Annotated in this window: 12 protein-coding genes and 1 pseudogene; 8 read left to right on the top strand and 5 right to left on the bottom strand. The window is 64.5% G+C overall.

Translation table 11 applies throughout. The features are described from left to right. Window positions 1-10: 10 nt before the first annotated feature. The 5 genes from X730_RS140730 to X730_RS1000000167725 form a co-directional block, all read right to left on the bottom strand. Complete coding sequence (locus tag X730_RS140730; RefSeq protein ID WP_023827248.1) at window positions 11-1027, bottom strand: ABC transporter permease; 1017 nt, start codon at window positions 1025-1027, stop codon at window positions 11-13. Further along, entirely contained in the window at window positions 1024-2595 is a 1572-nt protein-coding gene (locus X730_RS140735; RefSeq protein WP_031197268.1) for a sugar ABC transporter ATP-binding protein, read from the bottom strand. The genes X730_RS140730 and X730_RS140735 overlap by 4 nt, the downstream gene beginning before the upstream one ends. Window positions 2596-2826: 231 nt before the next feature. After that, window positions 2827-3774, bottom strand: coding sequence for a substrate-binding domain-containing protein (locus X730_RS140740; protein ID WP_023673481.1), 948 nt, complete (start codon window positions 3772-3774; stop codon window positions 2827-2829). Between the two features lie 406 nt (window positions 3775-4180). Then, window positions 4181-5188, bottom strand: coding sequence for an aldo/keto reductase (locus X730_RS140745; protein WP_023827246.1), 1008 nt, complete (start codon window positions 5186-5188; stop codon window positions 4181-4183). Further along, window positions 5185-5541 (bottom strand): hypothetical protein, encoded by a 357-nt coding sequence (locus tag X730_RS1000000167725; RefSeq protein ID WP_155921580.1) that lies wholly within the window; start codon window positions 5539-5541, stop codon window positions 5185-5187. Before X730_RS1000000167725 ends, X730_RS140745 begins: the two co-directional genes overlap by 4 nt. Before the next feature lie 45 nt (window positions 5542-5586). Between X730_RS1000000167725 and X730_RS140750 the strand changes: the two genes are divergently transcribed. The 8 genes and pseudogenes from X730_RS140750 to X730_RS140785 all read left to right on the top strand — a co-directional run. After that, on the top strand, window positions 5587-5811 hold the full coding sequence (locus X730_RS140750; RefSeq protein ID WP_023699154.1) for a hypothetical protein: 225 nt from the start codon (window positions 5587-5589) through the stop codon (window positions 5809-5811). A gap of 116 nt (window positions 5812-5927) precedes the next feature. Beyond that, complete coding sequence (gene ligD, locus X730_RS140755) at window positions 5928-8414, top strand: DNA ligase D (RefSeq protein WP_023827245.1); 2487 nt, start codon at window positions 5928-5930, stop codon at window positions 8412-8414. A gap of 272 nt (window positions 8415-8686) precedes the next feature. Continuing rightward, a complete protein-coding gene (locus X730_RS140760) occupies window positions 8687-9592 on the top strand; it encodes a Ku protein (protein ID WP_023693782.1) in 906 nt (301 codons plus the stop codon). Continuing rightward, window positions 9589-10716 carry a tetratricopeptide repeat protein gene (locus tag X730_RS140765; protein WP_023827244.1) on the top strand — a complete coding sequence of 376 codons (1128 nt, stop codon included), beginning with the start codon at window positions 9589-9591 and terminating at the stop codon, window positions 10714-10716. Before X730_RS140760 ends, X730_RS140765 begins: the two co-directional genes overlap by 4 nt. 7 nt (window positions 10717-10723) lie before the next feature. After that, on the top strand, window positions 10724-11086 hold the full coding sequence (locus X730_RS140770) for a hypothetical protein (protein WP_155922512.1): 363 nt from the start codon (window positions 10724-10726) through the stop codon (window positions 11084-11086). Then, window positions 11076-11723, top strand: coding sequence for an alpha/beta family hydrolase (locus tag X730_RS140775; RefSeq protein ID WP_023827243.1), 648 nt, complete (start codon window positions 11076-11078; stop codon window positions 11721-11723). Before X730_RS140770 ends, X730_RS140775 begins: the two co-directional genes overlap by 11 nt. Window positions 11724-11730: 7 nt before the next feature. Further along, window positions 11731-12501 (top strand): exodeoxyribonuclease III, encoded by a 771-nt coding sequence (locus tag X730_RS140780; RefSeq protein ID WP_023685879.1) that lies wholly within the window; start codon window positions 11731-11733, stop codon window positions 12499-12501. A gap of 105 nt (window positions 12502-12606) precedes the next feature. After that, a pseudogene (locus X730_RS140785) lies at window positions 12607-13254 on the top strand (WD40 repeat domain-containing protein); the annotation flags it as partial.

Genomic DNA, 13254 nt, shown 5'->3' with positions numbered 1-13254 from the left:
GGCCGATCCCTTACCGCCTTACCCGCGACTTCAGCCAACGATCGAAGGCCACGGCCAGGATCAGGATCAGGCCGATGACGATGCTTTGTGTGTAGGAAGAGACATTGTTGAACTGTAGCCCGTTCTGCAGCACGCCGATGAGTGCTGCGCCCACCACCGTGCCGCCGACCGAGCCGATGCCGCCGAATAGCGAGGTGCCGCCGATGACCACGGCCGAAATCACCGTAAGCTCGTAGCCGATGCCGGCCACGGCTTCGGAGGAGTTGAGCCGTGCTGACAAAACGAAGGCGGCCAGCCCGGCGAAGAAGCCGACGATGACATAGACCGAGATCAGAATGCGGTCGACGCGCAGGCCCGACAGGCGTGCGGCCTCGGCATTGCCGCCGACGGCATAGACGGCGCGGCCATAGCGCGTATAGCGCAGCACGATGTGGCACAGGATGGCCGCCGCCGCGAAGATGATCGCCGGCACCGGCACCGGTCCGATGAGCCCGGTGCCGAACCAGCGCATCGAGGCGTCGAAACCGGAGATCGGTCCGCCATTGGAGATGGTCAGCGTCAGGCCGCGAAACACGGTGAGCCCACCCAGCGTGACGACGAAGGGCGGTACTTTCAGCCGGGTGATGGCAAAGCCCTGGACGCCGCCGGCCAGCGCCCCGACGATGACGGCGGCAAGCAAGGCGGCGAACCAGCCATAGCCTTGCGAGCCCGTGGTCGACAGCGACAGCGTGTTGGCGGTGCCGCCCTTGGCCACCACCGCGGCCACCATGCCGCAGAAGGCGAGCAGTGAGCCGACCGACAGGTCGATGCCGGCAGTGAGGATGACGAAAGTCATGCCGAGCGCGATCAGCCCGGTGATCGAGATCTGCCTCAAAATGTTGAACAGGTTGATTGGATCGATGAAGCTCGGCTTCAGCACGGTGAAGATGACGATCAACACCGCCAGGAACATCAGCGGCCCAAAACTCATCAGAAGCCGCGCGATGTTGATGCCGCTGCGCTGGGTCTGTTCGGTGGTGCTGGTCATTGCGTTGCGTCCTGCTTGCGGTCGAGCGCCATCAGTTCCATCAGTTTTTCCTCGGTCGCTTCGATGCCCGGCATTTCGCCGGTGATACGGCCGCGCCGCATCGTAACGATGCGATCCGACACTGCCAGCACCTCCGGCAGCTCCGACGAGATCATCATGATGGCGATGCCGCGTGCGGCAAGCTGCACCAGGATCTGGTGCACTTCGGCCTTGGCGCCGACATCGACGCCGCGCGTCGGCTCGTCGACGATAAGTACTTTCGGGTCGCGCGCCAGCCAGCGGGCCAGGATCACCTTTTGCTGATTGCCGCCGGACAGGCCCTCGATCGCCTGCTCGGGCGAGGCCATGCGGATCGACAGTGCCTTGCGATAGCCGGCCAGCGCCTCGCGCTCGCGCCGTTCGGCCATGAAGCCGGCCCCATTGCTGTAGCGGCCGAGCGAGGCGATGGAGAAATTGTTGAGAATGCCAAGTGCTGCAAAGATCGCCTGGTGCTTGCGGTCTTCCGGCACCAGCCCGATGCCGAGTTTGATGGCGTCGGCGGGGGAGGCCGGGGCGATCGGCTTGCCGTCCAGCGTGATGTTACCCGCCGCGATGCGGTCGGCGCCGAAAATGGCGCGGGCAAGCTCGGTGCGGCCGGAACCGACGAGACCGGCAACGCCGAGGATTTCGCCGGCCTTCAGATCGAGGTTGACACCTTCGAGCACGATGGCGTGCGGCGCCAGCGGATCGCGCACCGTTCGCAAGCCTCGCACCGAGAGCCGGACCTCGCCGGCGACGTCGCGCTGCGTCGGCCGCGCGTAGAGTTCGGAGGCGGCGCGGCCGACCATCTTCTCGATGATCTTCGGAATCTGGATCGGCTGCCCATCGCGGTCGAGATGACCGGCCAGCCTGCCGTCCCGCAGCACGGTCATGCGGTCGCAAATGGCGGACGCTTCTTCCAGCCGGTGGGTGACGAACATGATGGCGACACCGTCCTTGCGCAGCCTGTCCATGATCGACATCAGTTTCTGCACCTCGGTCTCGGTCAGCGCCGAGGTCGGCTCGTCCATGATGATCAGGCGGCTTTCCAGCGACAGAGCGCGGGCGATCTCGACCAGCTGCTGTTCGGCTACCGACAGCGAGGACACCGGCGTTGCCGGATCGATGTCGAGACCGACGCGGGCGATGATCGCGCGCGAGGCGTCCTCCATCCTGCGCCAGCTGACCAGCCCGAGCGGACCGATCGGCGCGCGGCCGATGAAGATGTTTTCCGCCACCGTCAGTGTCGGGATCAGGCTGAGCTCCTGGTAGATGGTGACGATGCCGTGCCGCTTGGCGTCCTGCGGGCTTGACGGCGCGTAGTCAGCGCCGTCGAAGACGATGCTGCCGCTCGACGGCGGCATCACGCCGGACAGGATTTTCAGCAGCGTCGACTTGCCGGCGCCGTTCTCGCCGAGCAGGCCGAGGATCTCGCCGGACCGCACCTCGAGCGAGACATCGCTGAGTGCGGTGACGCCGGAGAAATGCTTGGTCACGCCTTCGACGGAAAGGAGCGGGGGCGATGATGCGGTGGGTTCAACGGCGGACAAGCATTGCTCCCGGATTGCGATAGGCAGCGGGACAGCGCCCCCCTCTGTCCTGCCGGACATCTCCCCCACACGGGGGGAGATCAGCAGTTTTGCCGGCAGCACTATTTCTATAACGTTGGCGATTGGCGAAAGCAGACGTGACGGCCAATCTCCCCCCAAGTGGGGGCGATGTCCGGCAGGACAGAGGGGGGCGCGACAGAGCGCGACCTCCACCCGTCATGGGCCCTACTCTCACTTCGTCTCGTTCAACCTCTCCGCCTTGTCGAGATTGTCCTTGCCGATGACGATCGGCGTCAACAGCACCAGCTTCTCCTTCGGCTCGGTCTTGTCCCTGGCGAAGGCGACCGCGATCTGCACCGCCTTGCGCGACTGTTCGCCGGGGAACTGCTCGACCGTGCCGGCGAGCTTGCCGTCGCGCACGGCGACCAGCGCTTCCGGCAGCGCGTCGAAGCCGTAGATCTTGACGTCGGTGAAGTTGCGCGCGGCACAGGCTTCGAGCGCGCCGAGCGCCATGTCGTCATTGGCGCAGATGATGGCGTCCGGCTTGCCGTTGGCGGCAAGCCCGGCCTCGGTCACCGACAGCGCTTCGGCGCGGGCGAAATTAGCGGTCTGCTCGAAGATGATCTGGTACTTGTCCTTGAGCGGATCGAGCACATTGTGGACGCCTTTGTTGCGGTCGATCGCGGGCCCGGCACCCGGCTGGCCCTGCAAATGGAACAGCTTGGCGCCGTTGGGGAACGCCGCCACCATGGCTTGCGCCTCGGCCTCGCCGCCCTTGACATTGTCGGCGCCGACATGGGCCAGAATGCCCTCGACGCCGTCAACGCGGCGGTCGATGGTGACCACGGGAACCCCGGCCTTGACCGCTTCCTCGATCGCCGGCGCCAGCGCGTTGACGTCAAGCGGCGAAATCACGATCGCGTTGACCTTCTGCACAAGTGCGGCCTCGATGTCGGCGGTCTGCTTCGGCGCCGAGTTCTGGCCGTCGCTCTCGGTCAGATTGACGCCTTGCGCCTGCGCCTCCGCCTTGATCTCGTTCAGCATGTGCACAAAGAACGGAAAGCCGAGATTGGGCACCGAGCCCAATATGGTCAGTTTGTCGGCGGCAAAGGCCATGGGCGCGGCCAGCGCCATGGCGCCGGTCGCCACGGTCGACAACAGGAATTCGCGTCTGTTCATCAGATATCCTCCACATGAACGCAGGAGCCCGAAACCGGGAGCGGCTCGGGACGGTCCTTGCGTCAATTCAAAAATGGAGTGTCCTGTGAACGCCCCGAGGGGACGCGAGGCGCTCCAGCCGGTCCGCCGCAACGTTCTCCTCCGCACGGCGCCGACCCGAGGATGCTAGCCAAGGAAAATCGATTACGCAAGGTGAGGCGAGGGGCTGAAACTGCTAATCTCCCCCCTTGTGGGGGAGATGTCCGGCAGGACAGAGGGGGGCGCTGTCCCGCCGACATTGGCCAATTTCACTTACATCTTTGAGCTAACCTCTACGCAGAATACTTGATGCGGGCGATCCTTCGCGCCCCCTCTGCCTTGCCAGGCATCTCCCCCACGAGGGGGGAGATTGGCAGCTTAGACGCCTCTACCTGTCGATCGTCGTCATCACCCGCTCATTGTAGCGCGGCCCTGAGACCTTGCCCGGCGCAAGGGCTGCATCGAGCGCCGCTATCTCGGCCGCGTCGAGCGTGATCGCGGCCGCAGCAACATTTTCTTCGAGATACTTGCGCCGCTTTGTCCCCGGGATCGGCACGATGTCAATGCCGAAACCGTCGCCCTTGCCGAGCACCCAGGCCAGCGCGATCTGTGCGGGCTTTGCCCCTTTGGCCGCGGCCACCTCCTGCACCGCAGCCGCAGCCGCGATATTAGCGTCGTAGTTGGCGCCCTGGTAGCGGGGGTCGCCGCGGCGGAAATCGCCTTCCGGATAATCCTCGGCGCGCTTGACGTCGCCGGCGAGGAAACCGCGGCCGAGCGGCGCGAACGGCACCAGGCCGATGCCGAGCTTTTTGAGCAGCGGGATGATCTCCGGCTCCAGATTGCGCTCCCAAAGCGAATACTCGCTCTGCAGCGCCGAGACAGGGTGCACGGCATGCGCACGGCCGATATTCGCCGCGCCCGCTTCCGACAGGCCGAAGAAGCGCACCTTGCCATCGGCAACCAGCCGGCCGACCGTGCCGGCGACGTCTTCCATCGGCACCGCCGGATCGACGCGATGCTGGTAGTAAAGGTCGATATGGTCGGTGCCGAGCCGCTTCAGCGAGCCCTCCAGCGCCTCGCGGATATGGTCGGGCCGGCTGTCACGCTCCGTGCCGACCTGTCTGCCGTTTTCGATGCGGAAGCCGAATTTGGTGGCAAGGGTCACCTCATCGCGCCGGCCCTTCAGCGCCCGCCCGAGCAGTTCTTCATTGGCATAGGCGCCGTAGACTTCCGCCGTGTCGAGGAAGGTACAGCCGAGTTCGATGGCTCGGTGCAGGGTGGCGATCGATTCCGCCTCGTCGGCAGGGCCGTAGGACTGGCTCATGCCCATGCAGCCGAGGCCGATCACCGAGACCTGCAGCCCCTGGCTGCCGAGTTTGCGGGTGCTGAGGGTCATTGCCGTTCTCCTTGGGGCTGAGGAAAACTATAGCGGCCGCTCCTCCAGTTTCCATAGCTGTTCGGCGGAAGAACAGCGCTTCCCTTGACAAAACCCAGCCGCAAGCGCCTTTGCCGGCGGCCATTGGGGGCCATGGGATACCAATGAAGAAGATCTACGAGAAGCCGACGCTGAACCGGCGTCAGCAGCTCTCGCGCGTCACCGCGCTCATAATTCCTTCGGACCACTAACCGAATATTGTCGTCGCCATTGCAAAGTCCGCTGCCGAGGCGCAGCGGTTTTTTGCTGCCGTCGGATCGTAGCGCTGCCAGAAGCAGGCGGTCAAAATTGACAGAGCGGCCGATCTCCAGCATCCTTATGCCGCCGCCATGTCTTGCGGTCTTGTGTATGAGTGAGCCATGGCCAGTTCCGTCACCAGCCAGAATTCCAAGCGCGCCGCGGTGCGCAAGGCGCTCGACCGCCACAAGGTCTACGTCACCGCGCAAAGCTTTTCCGGCGGCGTCTACTCGGCCCGCGTGCTGGTCGACGGCGAGGCCTACTGGGTCGACGAGTTCCGGCTGAGCCAGCTCCAGCAAGGGCTGTCCCCGGCCGAGCTAGACCTGACGCCGGCCACCGACGATTGAGTGTGAACGCCGTTCCTTCGCACCGCGCTGGGAAATTTGAAATGTTGGCGGGACAGCACTGTGCAGGAACGCTGCGCAGGGAAGGTTCGTCCGCCGCCGCCGCTCCCGCCTGACCCATGCCAACCCCGCCAACACTCAAGGCCTATCGCGCCAAGCGCGAATTTACGAAGACGCCGGAACCGGCGGGCGGGGTCATTTCAGGCGACGGCAACCGCTTCGTCGTCCACAAGCATCACGCCACCGCCGACCATTACGATTTGCGCCTGCAGGTCGGCGGCGTGCTGAAAAGCTGGGCGGTGCCGCGCGGGCCCTCGCTCAACCCGGCCGACAAGCGGCTCGCAGTCGAGACCGAGGACCATCCGCTCGAATATATCGACTTCGAGGGCGTCATTCCCGAAGGCGAATATGGCGGCGGGCCGATGATCGTCTGGGACACCGGCACCTGGGCACCGATGGACGATGTCGACAAGAGCCTGCGCACCGGCGCCTTCAAGTTCCGGCTGGCCGGCGACAAGTTGAATGGCGGCTGGATGCTGACCCGTCTGAAGCCCAAGCCCGGCGAAGACAGCGAGAAGAAAAACTGGCTGCTGTTCAAGGAGCGCGATCTCGCCGCCGATACCGGCCTCGACATCCTGGAAGCGCGGCCGGAAAGCGTGAAGTCCGGCAAGCGGATCGAGGAGCTGGTGGCGCCGCCGAGGAAGCGGGCCCGCCTGCCGCCCAAGCCCGGCGCGCTGAAACCCGGCGCGTTGTCCGGTGCGGTCAGGGGCGATCCGCCGTCGCGCATCGAGCCGCAGCTCGCCACGCAGGTGCCGAAACCGCCGGGCGGGCCGGTGGAAGACACAGGTGAACTCTGGCTGCATGAAATAAAATTCGACGGCTATCGTACCATGGCGCATGTCGGAGATGGCGAGGTCAGGTTGATCACCCGCGGCGGCATCGACTGGACGAAGCGTTACGGCGACCTGCCGCAAGCCTTTTCCCGGCTACCGCTCAGCCAGGCGATCATCGACGGCGAGATCATGGTGCTGGACGAGAAGGGCATCTCGCGTTTCGCGCTGCTGCAGGATGCGCTGTCGGCGGGTGCGGGCAGCAAGCTCCATTTCTATGCCTTCGACCTGCTGCATCTCGACGGCTGGGACCTCCGCAAGGCGCCGCTCGCAAGACGCAAGGCCTTGCTCGCCGAACTGCTAGCCGGGCAGGGCGCCAACTCCGCCATCCAGCTGAGCGACCATGTCGAAGGCGACGGGCAGGGGCTTTACGATCAGGCCTCGATCCTTGGGCTGGAAGGCGTCGTCTCCAAGCGCGCCAACGCCATCTACCAGAGCGGCCGCACGAAGACCTGGACCAAGGTCAAGGCGCTGGAGACCGGCGATTTCATCATCGCCGGCTACACCGTTTCCGACGCGGCCGAAGGACTGGCGGCAATCGGCATGGCTGAATTCGCGGATGGTGAACTGCACTATCGCGGCAAGGTTGGCACCGGCTTCGATGCCGCGACGGCGGGCGACTTGCTGGCCCGGCTGCAGCCGCTGCGCGACGGCGCGACAGCACCCGAGGGTGTGCCGCGCGAGATCATGCGCGAGATGAAATGGGTGCGGCCGATGCTGTCGGCCCGCATCCACTACGCCAACCGAACGGCGGACAATTCGCTGCGCCACGGTGTGTTTCGGGGCTTGCGCGATGTCGGCCTGTCGACGCCGGTGTCGCCGAAGCGCAAGCGGCTGATCGCCGAAGCCGATCTCGCCACCATCTGGGTGACCAATCCGGAGCGGCGGCTGTTCGGCAAGACCGGACCGACCAAACTCGACATCGCCGTCTATTACGCGCTGGTCGGCGATTTCATGCTGCCGCATATCATGGGCCGCCCGGTGTCGCTGGTGCGCTGCCCGACGGGCCTGCCGAAGGACTGTTTCTTCCAGCGCCACGCCTTCACCGGCATGCCGCCGTCGGTGGTCACTTTTGACGCCACCAACTCCGAAGGTGAAACCAAATCCTATCTGTCGGTCGAGGGAGCAAAAGGCTATCTGGCACTCGCGCAGTTCGGCGTCGTTGAGTTCCACACCTGGGGCACGCATCGCTTGAGCCTCGACAAGCCCGACCAGATCGTTTTCGATCTCGATCCGGGTGAGGGCATCGCCTGGCGCGAAGTGGTCGAGGCCGCCGTCCACATCAAGGGCGAATTGGAGCGGTTCGGCCTGGTGCCGTTCGCCAAGACATCCGGCGGCAGCGGCATCCACATAACCGTGCCGGTGACGCAAAAGCAGAACTGGAAGAAGCTGCACCAGGCGACCAGCGCCATCTCCACGCACTTGGCGGCCACCGCGCCAGACACTTTCACCACCACAATGGGCAAGGAAAACCGCAAGCGCCGCATCTTCATCGACTACCACCGCAACGCCCGCGGCCACACCTCCGCCGCCCCCTATTCGCTGCGCGCCCGCACCAACCTGCCGGCGTCGACGCCGGTGAGTTGGGCAGACCTTGAGACGATCGATGCGCCGCAGGATCTGAACTATTCCTCGCTGCCGGGGTTGTTGGCGACCTCGGGCGACCCCTGGGCGGACATGGAGGATTTCGCGAGGGATTTGCCGGCCTTCAAATAAGGTTTTTCTCCCCATTTCATGGGGGCGAGGAACCCAAGTCCATCGACGCTTCGGACAATTTGAATTATTCTCGGCCTTGGACCTTCAGGGCGACTGGAAGATTTCGCTAGGGATTTGCCTTTATCGTGCCCGGTCGGTGTAGGATTTCCGCAGCACCATTCGTCCTTTGGACGAAGCGCTGCAGTAAGCATGATCCCGAAAAGTGGCAACCGGTTGTCGGTAAGATCATGCTCAGTCTGAAATGTCAGTGCGTGGCCGCGTAGGAGAGTATCATGGCGCCCAGGGCAAGTTGGAAAGGTTACCTCAAGCTCAGCCTCGTCAGCTGTCCGGTCCGGCTCTATCCGGCAACGACGACCAGCGAGCGCATATCGTTCAACCAATTGCACAAGAAGACCCACAACCGCATCAACATGAAGCCGGTCGACCCTGAACTCGGCCTCGTCGAGCGCGCGGACTTGGTCAAGGGTTACGAATACGAGGACAAGCAGTACATCATCATCGATGAGGCCGACCTCGAAGCAGTGCGCATCGAATCCAATCACACGATGAACATCGAGGCCTTCGTCGACGAAGACGAGGTCGACGTCATTTATCAGGATGCGCCGTACTACATGGCGCCGGATGGCGCCATGGCGGAGGAAACCTTCGCCGTGCTGCGCGAGGCAATGCGCAAATCCGGCAAGCTGGCCATTGCCCGCCTTGTCCTGTCCAGCCGCGAGCGCGTGGTGACGATCGGCGCGCGCGAGAACGGCATGTTCGTGTGTACGTTGAGGAACCCGAACGAAGTGCGCGGCACGGCTGAATATTTCGGCAACATCCCGGCTGGCAAGCCGGATCCCGAAATGCTGCAATTGGCCGAAGCGCTGATCAAGCAGAAGGAAACCACCTTCGATCCGAAGAATTATGAGGACCGCTACGAGATCGCGCTGATGACGATGATCCGCGAGAAACTGAAGGGCCATAAGCCGATCATTGCGGCGGCGCCCGAGCGTGGCAATGTCATCAACCTCATGGACGCGTTGAAGGCGAGCCTGTCGCAATCAGCCAAGCCGCCGGCCAAGTCGAAGAGCAAGGCCAACGACGCTGAAAAACCTGCCGCCAAGGGTAAGGCGGGTGCGGCCAAGGAAAACCCGTTGAAGGCCAATCTGCTCAAGGCCGTCGGCAAGAGCAAGGGGTGACGGCGCCGACCGGTATAATCCCGGGCGCCGTCTTCGGCGCCATCGGCGCGCTGGCGGCATTTCCGCTGCGGCTCGCGGCCCGTGAGGTGGAGCGTCAGCACGGCCAGTTGCGGCGCGGCGTCACCAGGCGCACCAGCCATGTTGTGTTCGGCCGAACGCTGATCGCCAAGGCCGGCACGGCGAAGGGCGGCGATGCCGAGATTGAACGCCGTGTTGCCGCCGAGCGTGCCGCCAACCGAACGCTCCTTAGCGAAAATGGCTTCCTGCGCCTGCTTGGTCTGATGAAGGCGCCGGAGGCGTCTTCGCTGTCCAGGCAGTCTCTCGTCGACCAGTCCAGACTGTCCGGTGCCGACCTCGACCTGCTCAGCCTGTTTGACGCCTTCGAGCACGATTGTGAACCCTACTCGTTCCGCGATCTGATCCTTGCCCGCAAATATGCCGGGCTGGTCGCCGGCGGTGCATCCTGGGGCGCGATCGCGCGCTCCGTGCATCGCTCCGGTCCGGTCGCTTCGCTCACCGCCAAATCGCTCAATGTCGGCTCGCAGCATGGCCGGCCCGATCAGATCTATCTCGAGGATGGCCAGAGCGAACTCGACGGCCAGCTGCTGTTCGATCTCGGCAGCGCAAGCGCAGCCGGCGACGACACGCTGGAAGAATTGTTCGCCGAGGCTGAAAGCGCGGAAGAGGAGGGCCGGCACGACGATGCCGCGGCGCTCTACCAACGCTGCCTCAGCATCGATCCGAGCGACGCCATCGCCGCGTTCAACCGCGCCAATTGCTTGCGTGGCGCCGGTCGCGTGGCCGACGCGGCGCATGACTATGCAAGAGCGATCAAGCTCGATCCGGCGTTCGTCGAGGCCTGGTTCAACCTCGCCGGGCTGATGAGCGACGAAGGCAAGATCGCCTCGGCGCGCCGGCATCTGGTCAAGGCCATCGCGCTCGACAAGAGCTACGCCGATCCGGTGTTCAACCTTGCCCGGCTGGAGTTCGACGCCGGCAATCTGACCGAAGCCCGCCGCCACTGGGTGCGCTATCTCGAACTCGATGCTGACAGCGAATGGGCGCGCACTGCGCAAAAGGGGATACAGTTCGTCGATCTGCAGCTGGCGCGGACGGCGGGGTGAGGCTGCCGTGGATAATCTTGTTCAGATTTCGAGTATGGGATTAACCGCGTGCTTCATCGTTTTGGCGGTGCAGGAGGCCCGCGAGCTGCTCTTCTACTGGAGCAATGGCTGGAATTTTTTCGAAGACAGCAAAATCAATTGGGCCACATATTACAACCGCAGAACTTGGCCATTTCCCCAGCGCCCCGAGGACCGTATGTCGAACAAGCAGCGCGTTTGCTTCGGCCGGCCATTCTTCATCGTGCTCGTGGGGTTTTTTGCAGCCATTTTCACCCATGTTACCCTGCATCCGGAGCAGTGGCGTAAGGAAGTTTACGGGTCCAAAACCACCTACCACTATATCGGGGTCCCGCAGCCTGATGCCCACTAGCTTCCTCTTCGACGGCTTCGACACCGCTCCCGTCACCATCCTGCTGGCGCATGGCGCCGGCGCATCGATGGATTCGCCTTCGATGACCGCCACCGCCAAGGCGCTCGCCACAGCCGGCTTCCAGGTTGCGCGCTTCGAATTCCACTATATGGCGGCGCGACGCTATGGCCAGCGCAAGCCGCCGCCGCGCGCCGAGACGGTCAACCCGGAATACATCAAGGCCATCGCCGATCTGAGGGCGAGGGGCGTCGCTGGTCCGCTCATCATCGGCGGCAAGTCGATGGGCGGGCGCGTCGCCTCGATGGTCGCCGACGAGATGTTCGCCAAGGGCGAGATTTCGGGCCTCGTCTGCCTCGGCTATCCCTTTCATCCGCCGGCCAAGCACGAGCAACTCAGGACAAAACATCTCGCCGACCTCAAGACGCCGACGCTGATCTTCCAGGGCACCCGCGACGAGTTCGGCACGAAAGAAGAGGTCGCGACCTACGGCCTTTCCAAAGCCATCGAGGTGATCTGGCTGGAGGATGGCGACCACGACCTGAAGCCGCGCAAGAGCGTGTCGGGGTTTTCGACCGCCGATCATTTGAAGACGCTGGCCGGGACGGTGAAGGCGTGGACAGGGCGGATCGTTTCCTGATCGCCAAATGAAAATCGCCACCTTCAATATCAACAACATCAACAGCCGGCTGCAAAACCTGCTGGCGTGGCTGGCGGCAGCCAAGCCCGATGTCGTCTGCCTGCAGGAGCTGAAGGCGCGCGACCTGCAGTTTCCGCGCACGGCACTGGCCGACGCCGGCTATGGCGCGGTGTGGAAGGGCGAGCCGACCTGGAACGGCGTAGCCATACTGGCGCGAGGAGCCGAGCCGGTGCTGACCCGTGACGAACTGCCCGGCGATACCGCCGACAAGCAGAGCCGCTACATCGAGGCGGCGGTGTCGGGCGTCGTCATCGCCTGTCTCTACGCGCCCAACGGTAACCCGCAGCCGGGGCCGAAATTCCAGTACAAGCTGGCGTGGCACGCGCGGCTGGAGGCGCATGCCGCAGAACTGTTCGACACCGGCCTGCCGGTGGCGCTGGTCGGCGACTACAACATCGTGCCCGAGCCGCGCGACATCTACGCCACCCGCTCCTATGACGACAACGCGCTGGTGCAGCCGGAAAGCCGGGCGTCATTCCAGCGTCTGCTCGAGCAGGGCTGGACCGATGCGCTGCGCAAGAAGCATCCGAAGGAAACGCTCTACACATTCTGGGACTACCGCCGCAACCGCTGGCCGCGCGATGCCGGGCTGCGGCTCGACCACATCTTGCTGTCGAAGAAACTGGCGCGCCGCCTCACTGCTGCCGGCATCGACCGCGATGTCAGAGGTGAGGACGGCGCCAGCGACCACGCGCCGGTATGGGTCGAATTGAAGTGAATTTGGCTGCGTGATCGCGCCCACTTTCGTGGGCGCAGTTTTGCGCTATTTGTTTCGCTGCGGCGGCCGCATGATGAGCAAGGTGCGGCACCGGAGGGGAGTCCGATGGACAGGTTGGCCGAAAGGCTGTTTGCGCTTCCGCTGCTGGCGGCCGCTTTGGCTTGTCTGGTGCGGGCGTATCTGCTGCTCGGCGACAGAGATTTCAGCTGGAGCGGGATCGACCACATGCTGCACGGCCCAGCCACGCTGCGACCGGTGGTGTTCCTGACCGTCGGCGGGCTTTGCCTGCTTGGCGCCCTGTTGTTCTGGGCCGGACTGCTGCCGGGTCGGCGAAGCCAGCCTGCTGGAACGCCGCTTTTTGGCCGCGACGCCGAGATGGAATCCAAGGGTCGCCCAGGCTGGCGGCGCGCCTTCCTCATGTTGCCGGTGCTCGCCGTGTTGGCGCTGCTGGCCGACCACTTCCCTTGGGCGCGTGACGCCGGCCCGGGCGCTGAGGTCGTCGCCCCGAGGGAGCCCAAAGCCGAGCCGAAGGGCCAGGATATCGCCGGCGTCCCACCGGACCTGGCGACGCCGGCGGTTCCACCGAGTTCGCCGCCGCTCGCCACGCCTCCCGAGCCAACCCCGCCTGAGCAGGCTGCCAAACCGCCGGAACCGGCGCAGCCTACGCCTCCGGCTGCTCCCCCTCGGCCGCCACAAGTCGCAGTCGCTCCGGCGACACCGCCACCGGAGACTGCTCCACCGCCGGCTCCGGCG

Source organism: Mesorhizobium sp. L103C131B0, assembly GCF_000502275.1.
Taxonomy (GTDB): domain Bacteria; phylum Pseudomonadota; class Alphaproteobacteria; order Rhizobiales; family Rhizobiaceae; genus Mesorhizobium.
This window is presented reverse-complemented; position numbering and strand designations above follow the sequence as displayed.

Bases quoted from the DNA above. Each gene is read 5' to 3' on its own strand.
- X730_RS140730 (WP_023827248.1), bottom strand. From the start codon at position 1,027: ATGACCAGCACCACCGAACAGACCCAGCGCAGCGGCATCAACATCGCG.
- X730_RS140740 (WP_023673481.1), bottom strand. From the start codon at position 3,774: ATGAACAGACGCGAATTCCTGTTGTCGACCGTGGCGACCGGCGCCATG.
- X730_RS140745 (WP_023827246.1), bottom strand. From the start codon at position 5,188: ATGACCCTCAGCACCCGCAAACTCGGCAGCCAGGGGCTGCAGGTCTCG.
- X730_RS1000000167725 (WP_155921580.1), bottom strand. From the start codon at position 5,541: ATGCTGGAGATCGGCCGCTCTGTCAATTTTGACCGCCTGCTTCTGGCA.
- X730_RS140750 (WP_023699154.1), top strand. From the start codon at position 5,587: ATGGCCAGTTCCGTCACCAGCCAGAATTCCAAGCGCGCCGCGGTGCGC.
- ligD (WP_023827245.1), top strand. From the start codon at position 5,928: ATGCCAACCCCGCCAACACTCAAGGCCTATCGCGCCAAGCGCGAATTT.
- X730_RS140760 (WP_023693782.1), top strand. From the start codon at position 8,687: ATGGCGCCCAGGGCAAGTTGGAAAGGTTACCTCAAGCTCAGCCTCGTC.
- X730_RS140775 (WP_023827243.1), top strand. From the start codon at position 11,076: ATGCCCACTAGCTTCCTCTTCGACGGCTTCGACACCGCTCCCGTCACC.
- X730_RS140780 (WP_023685879.1), top strand. From the start codon at position 11,731: ATGAAAATCGCCACCTTCAATATCAACAACATCAACAGCCGGCTGCAA.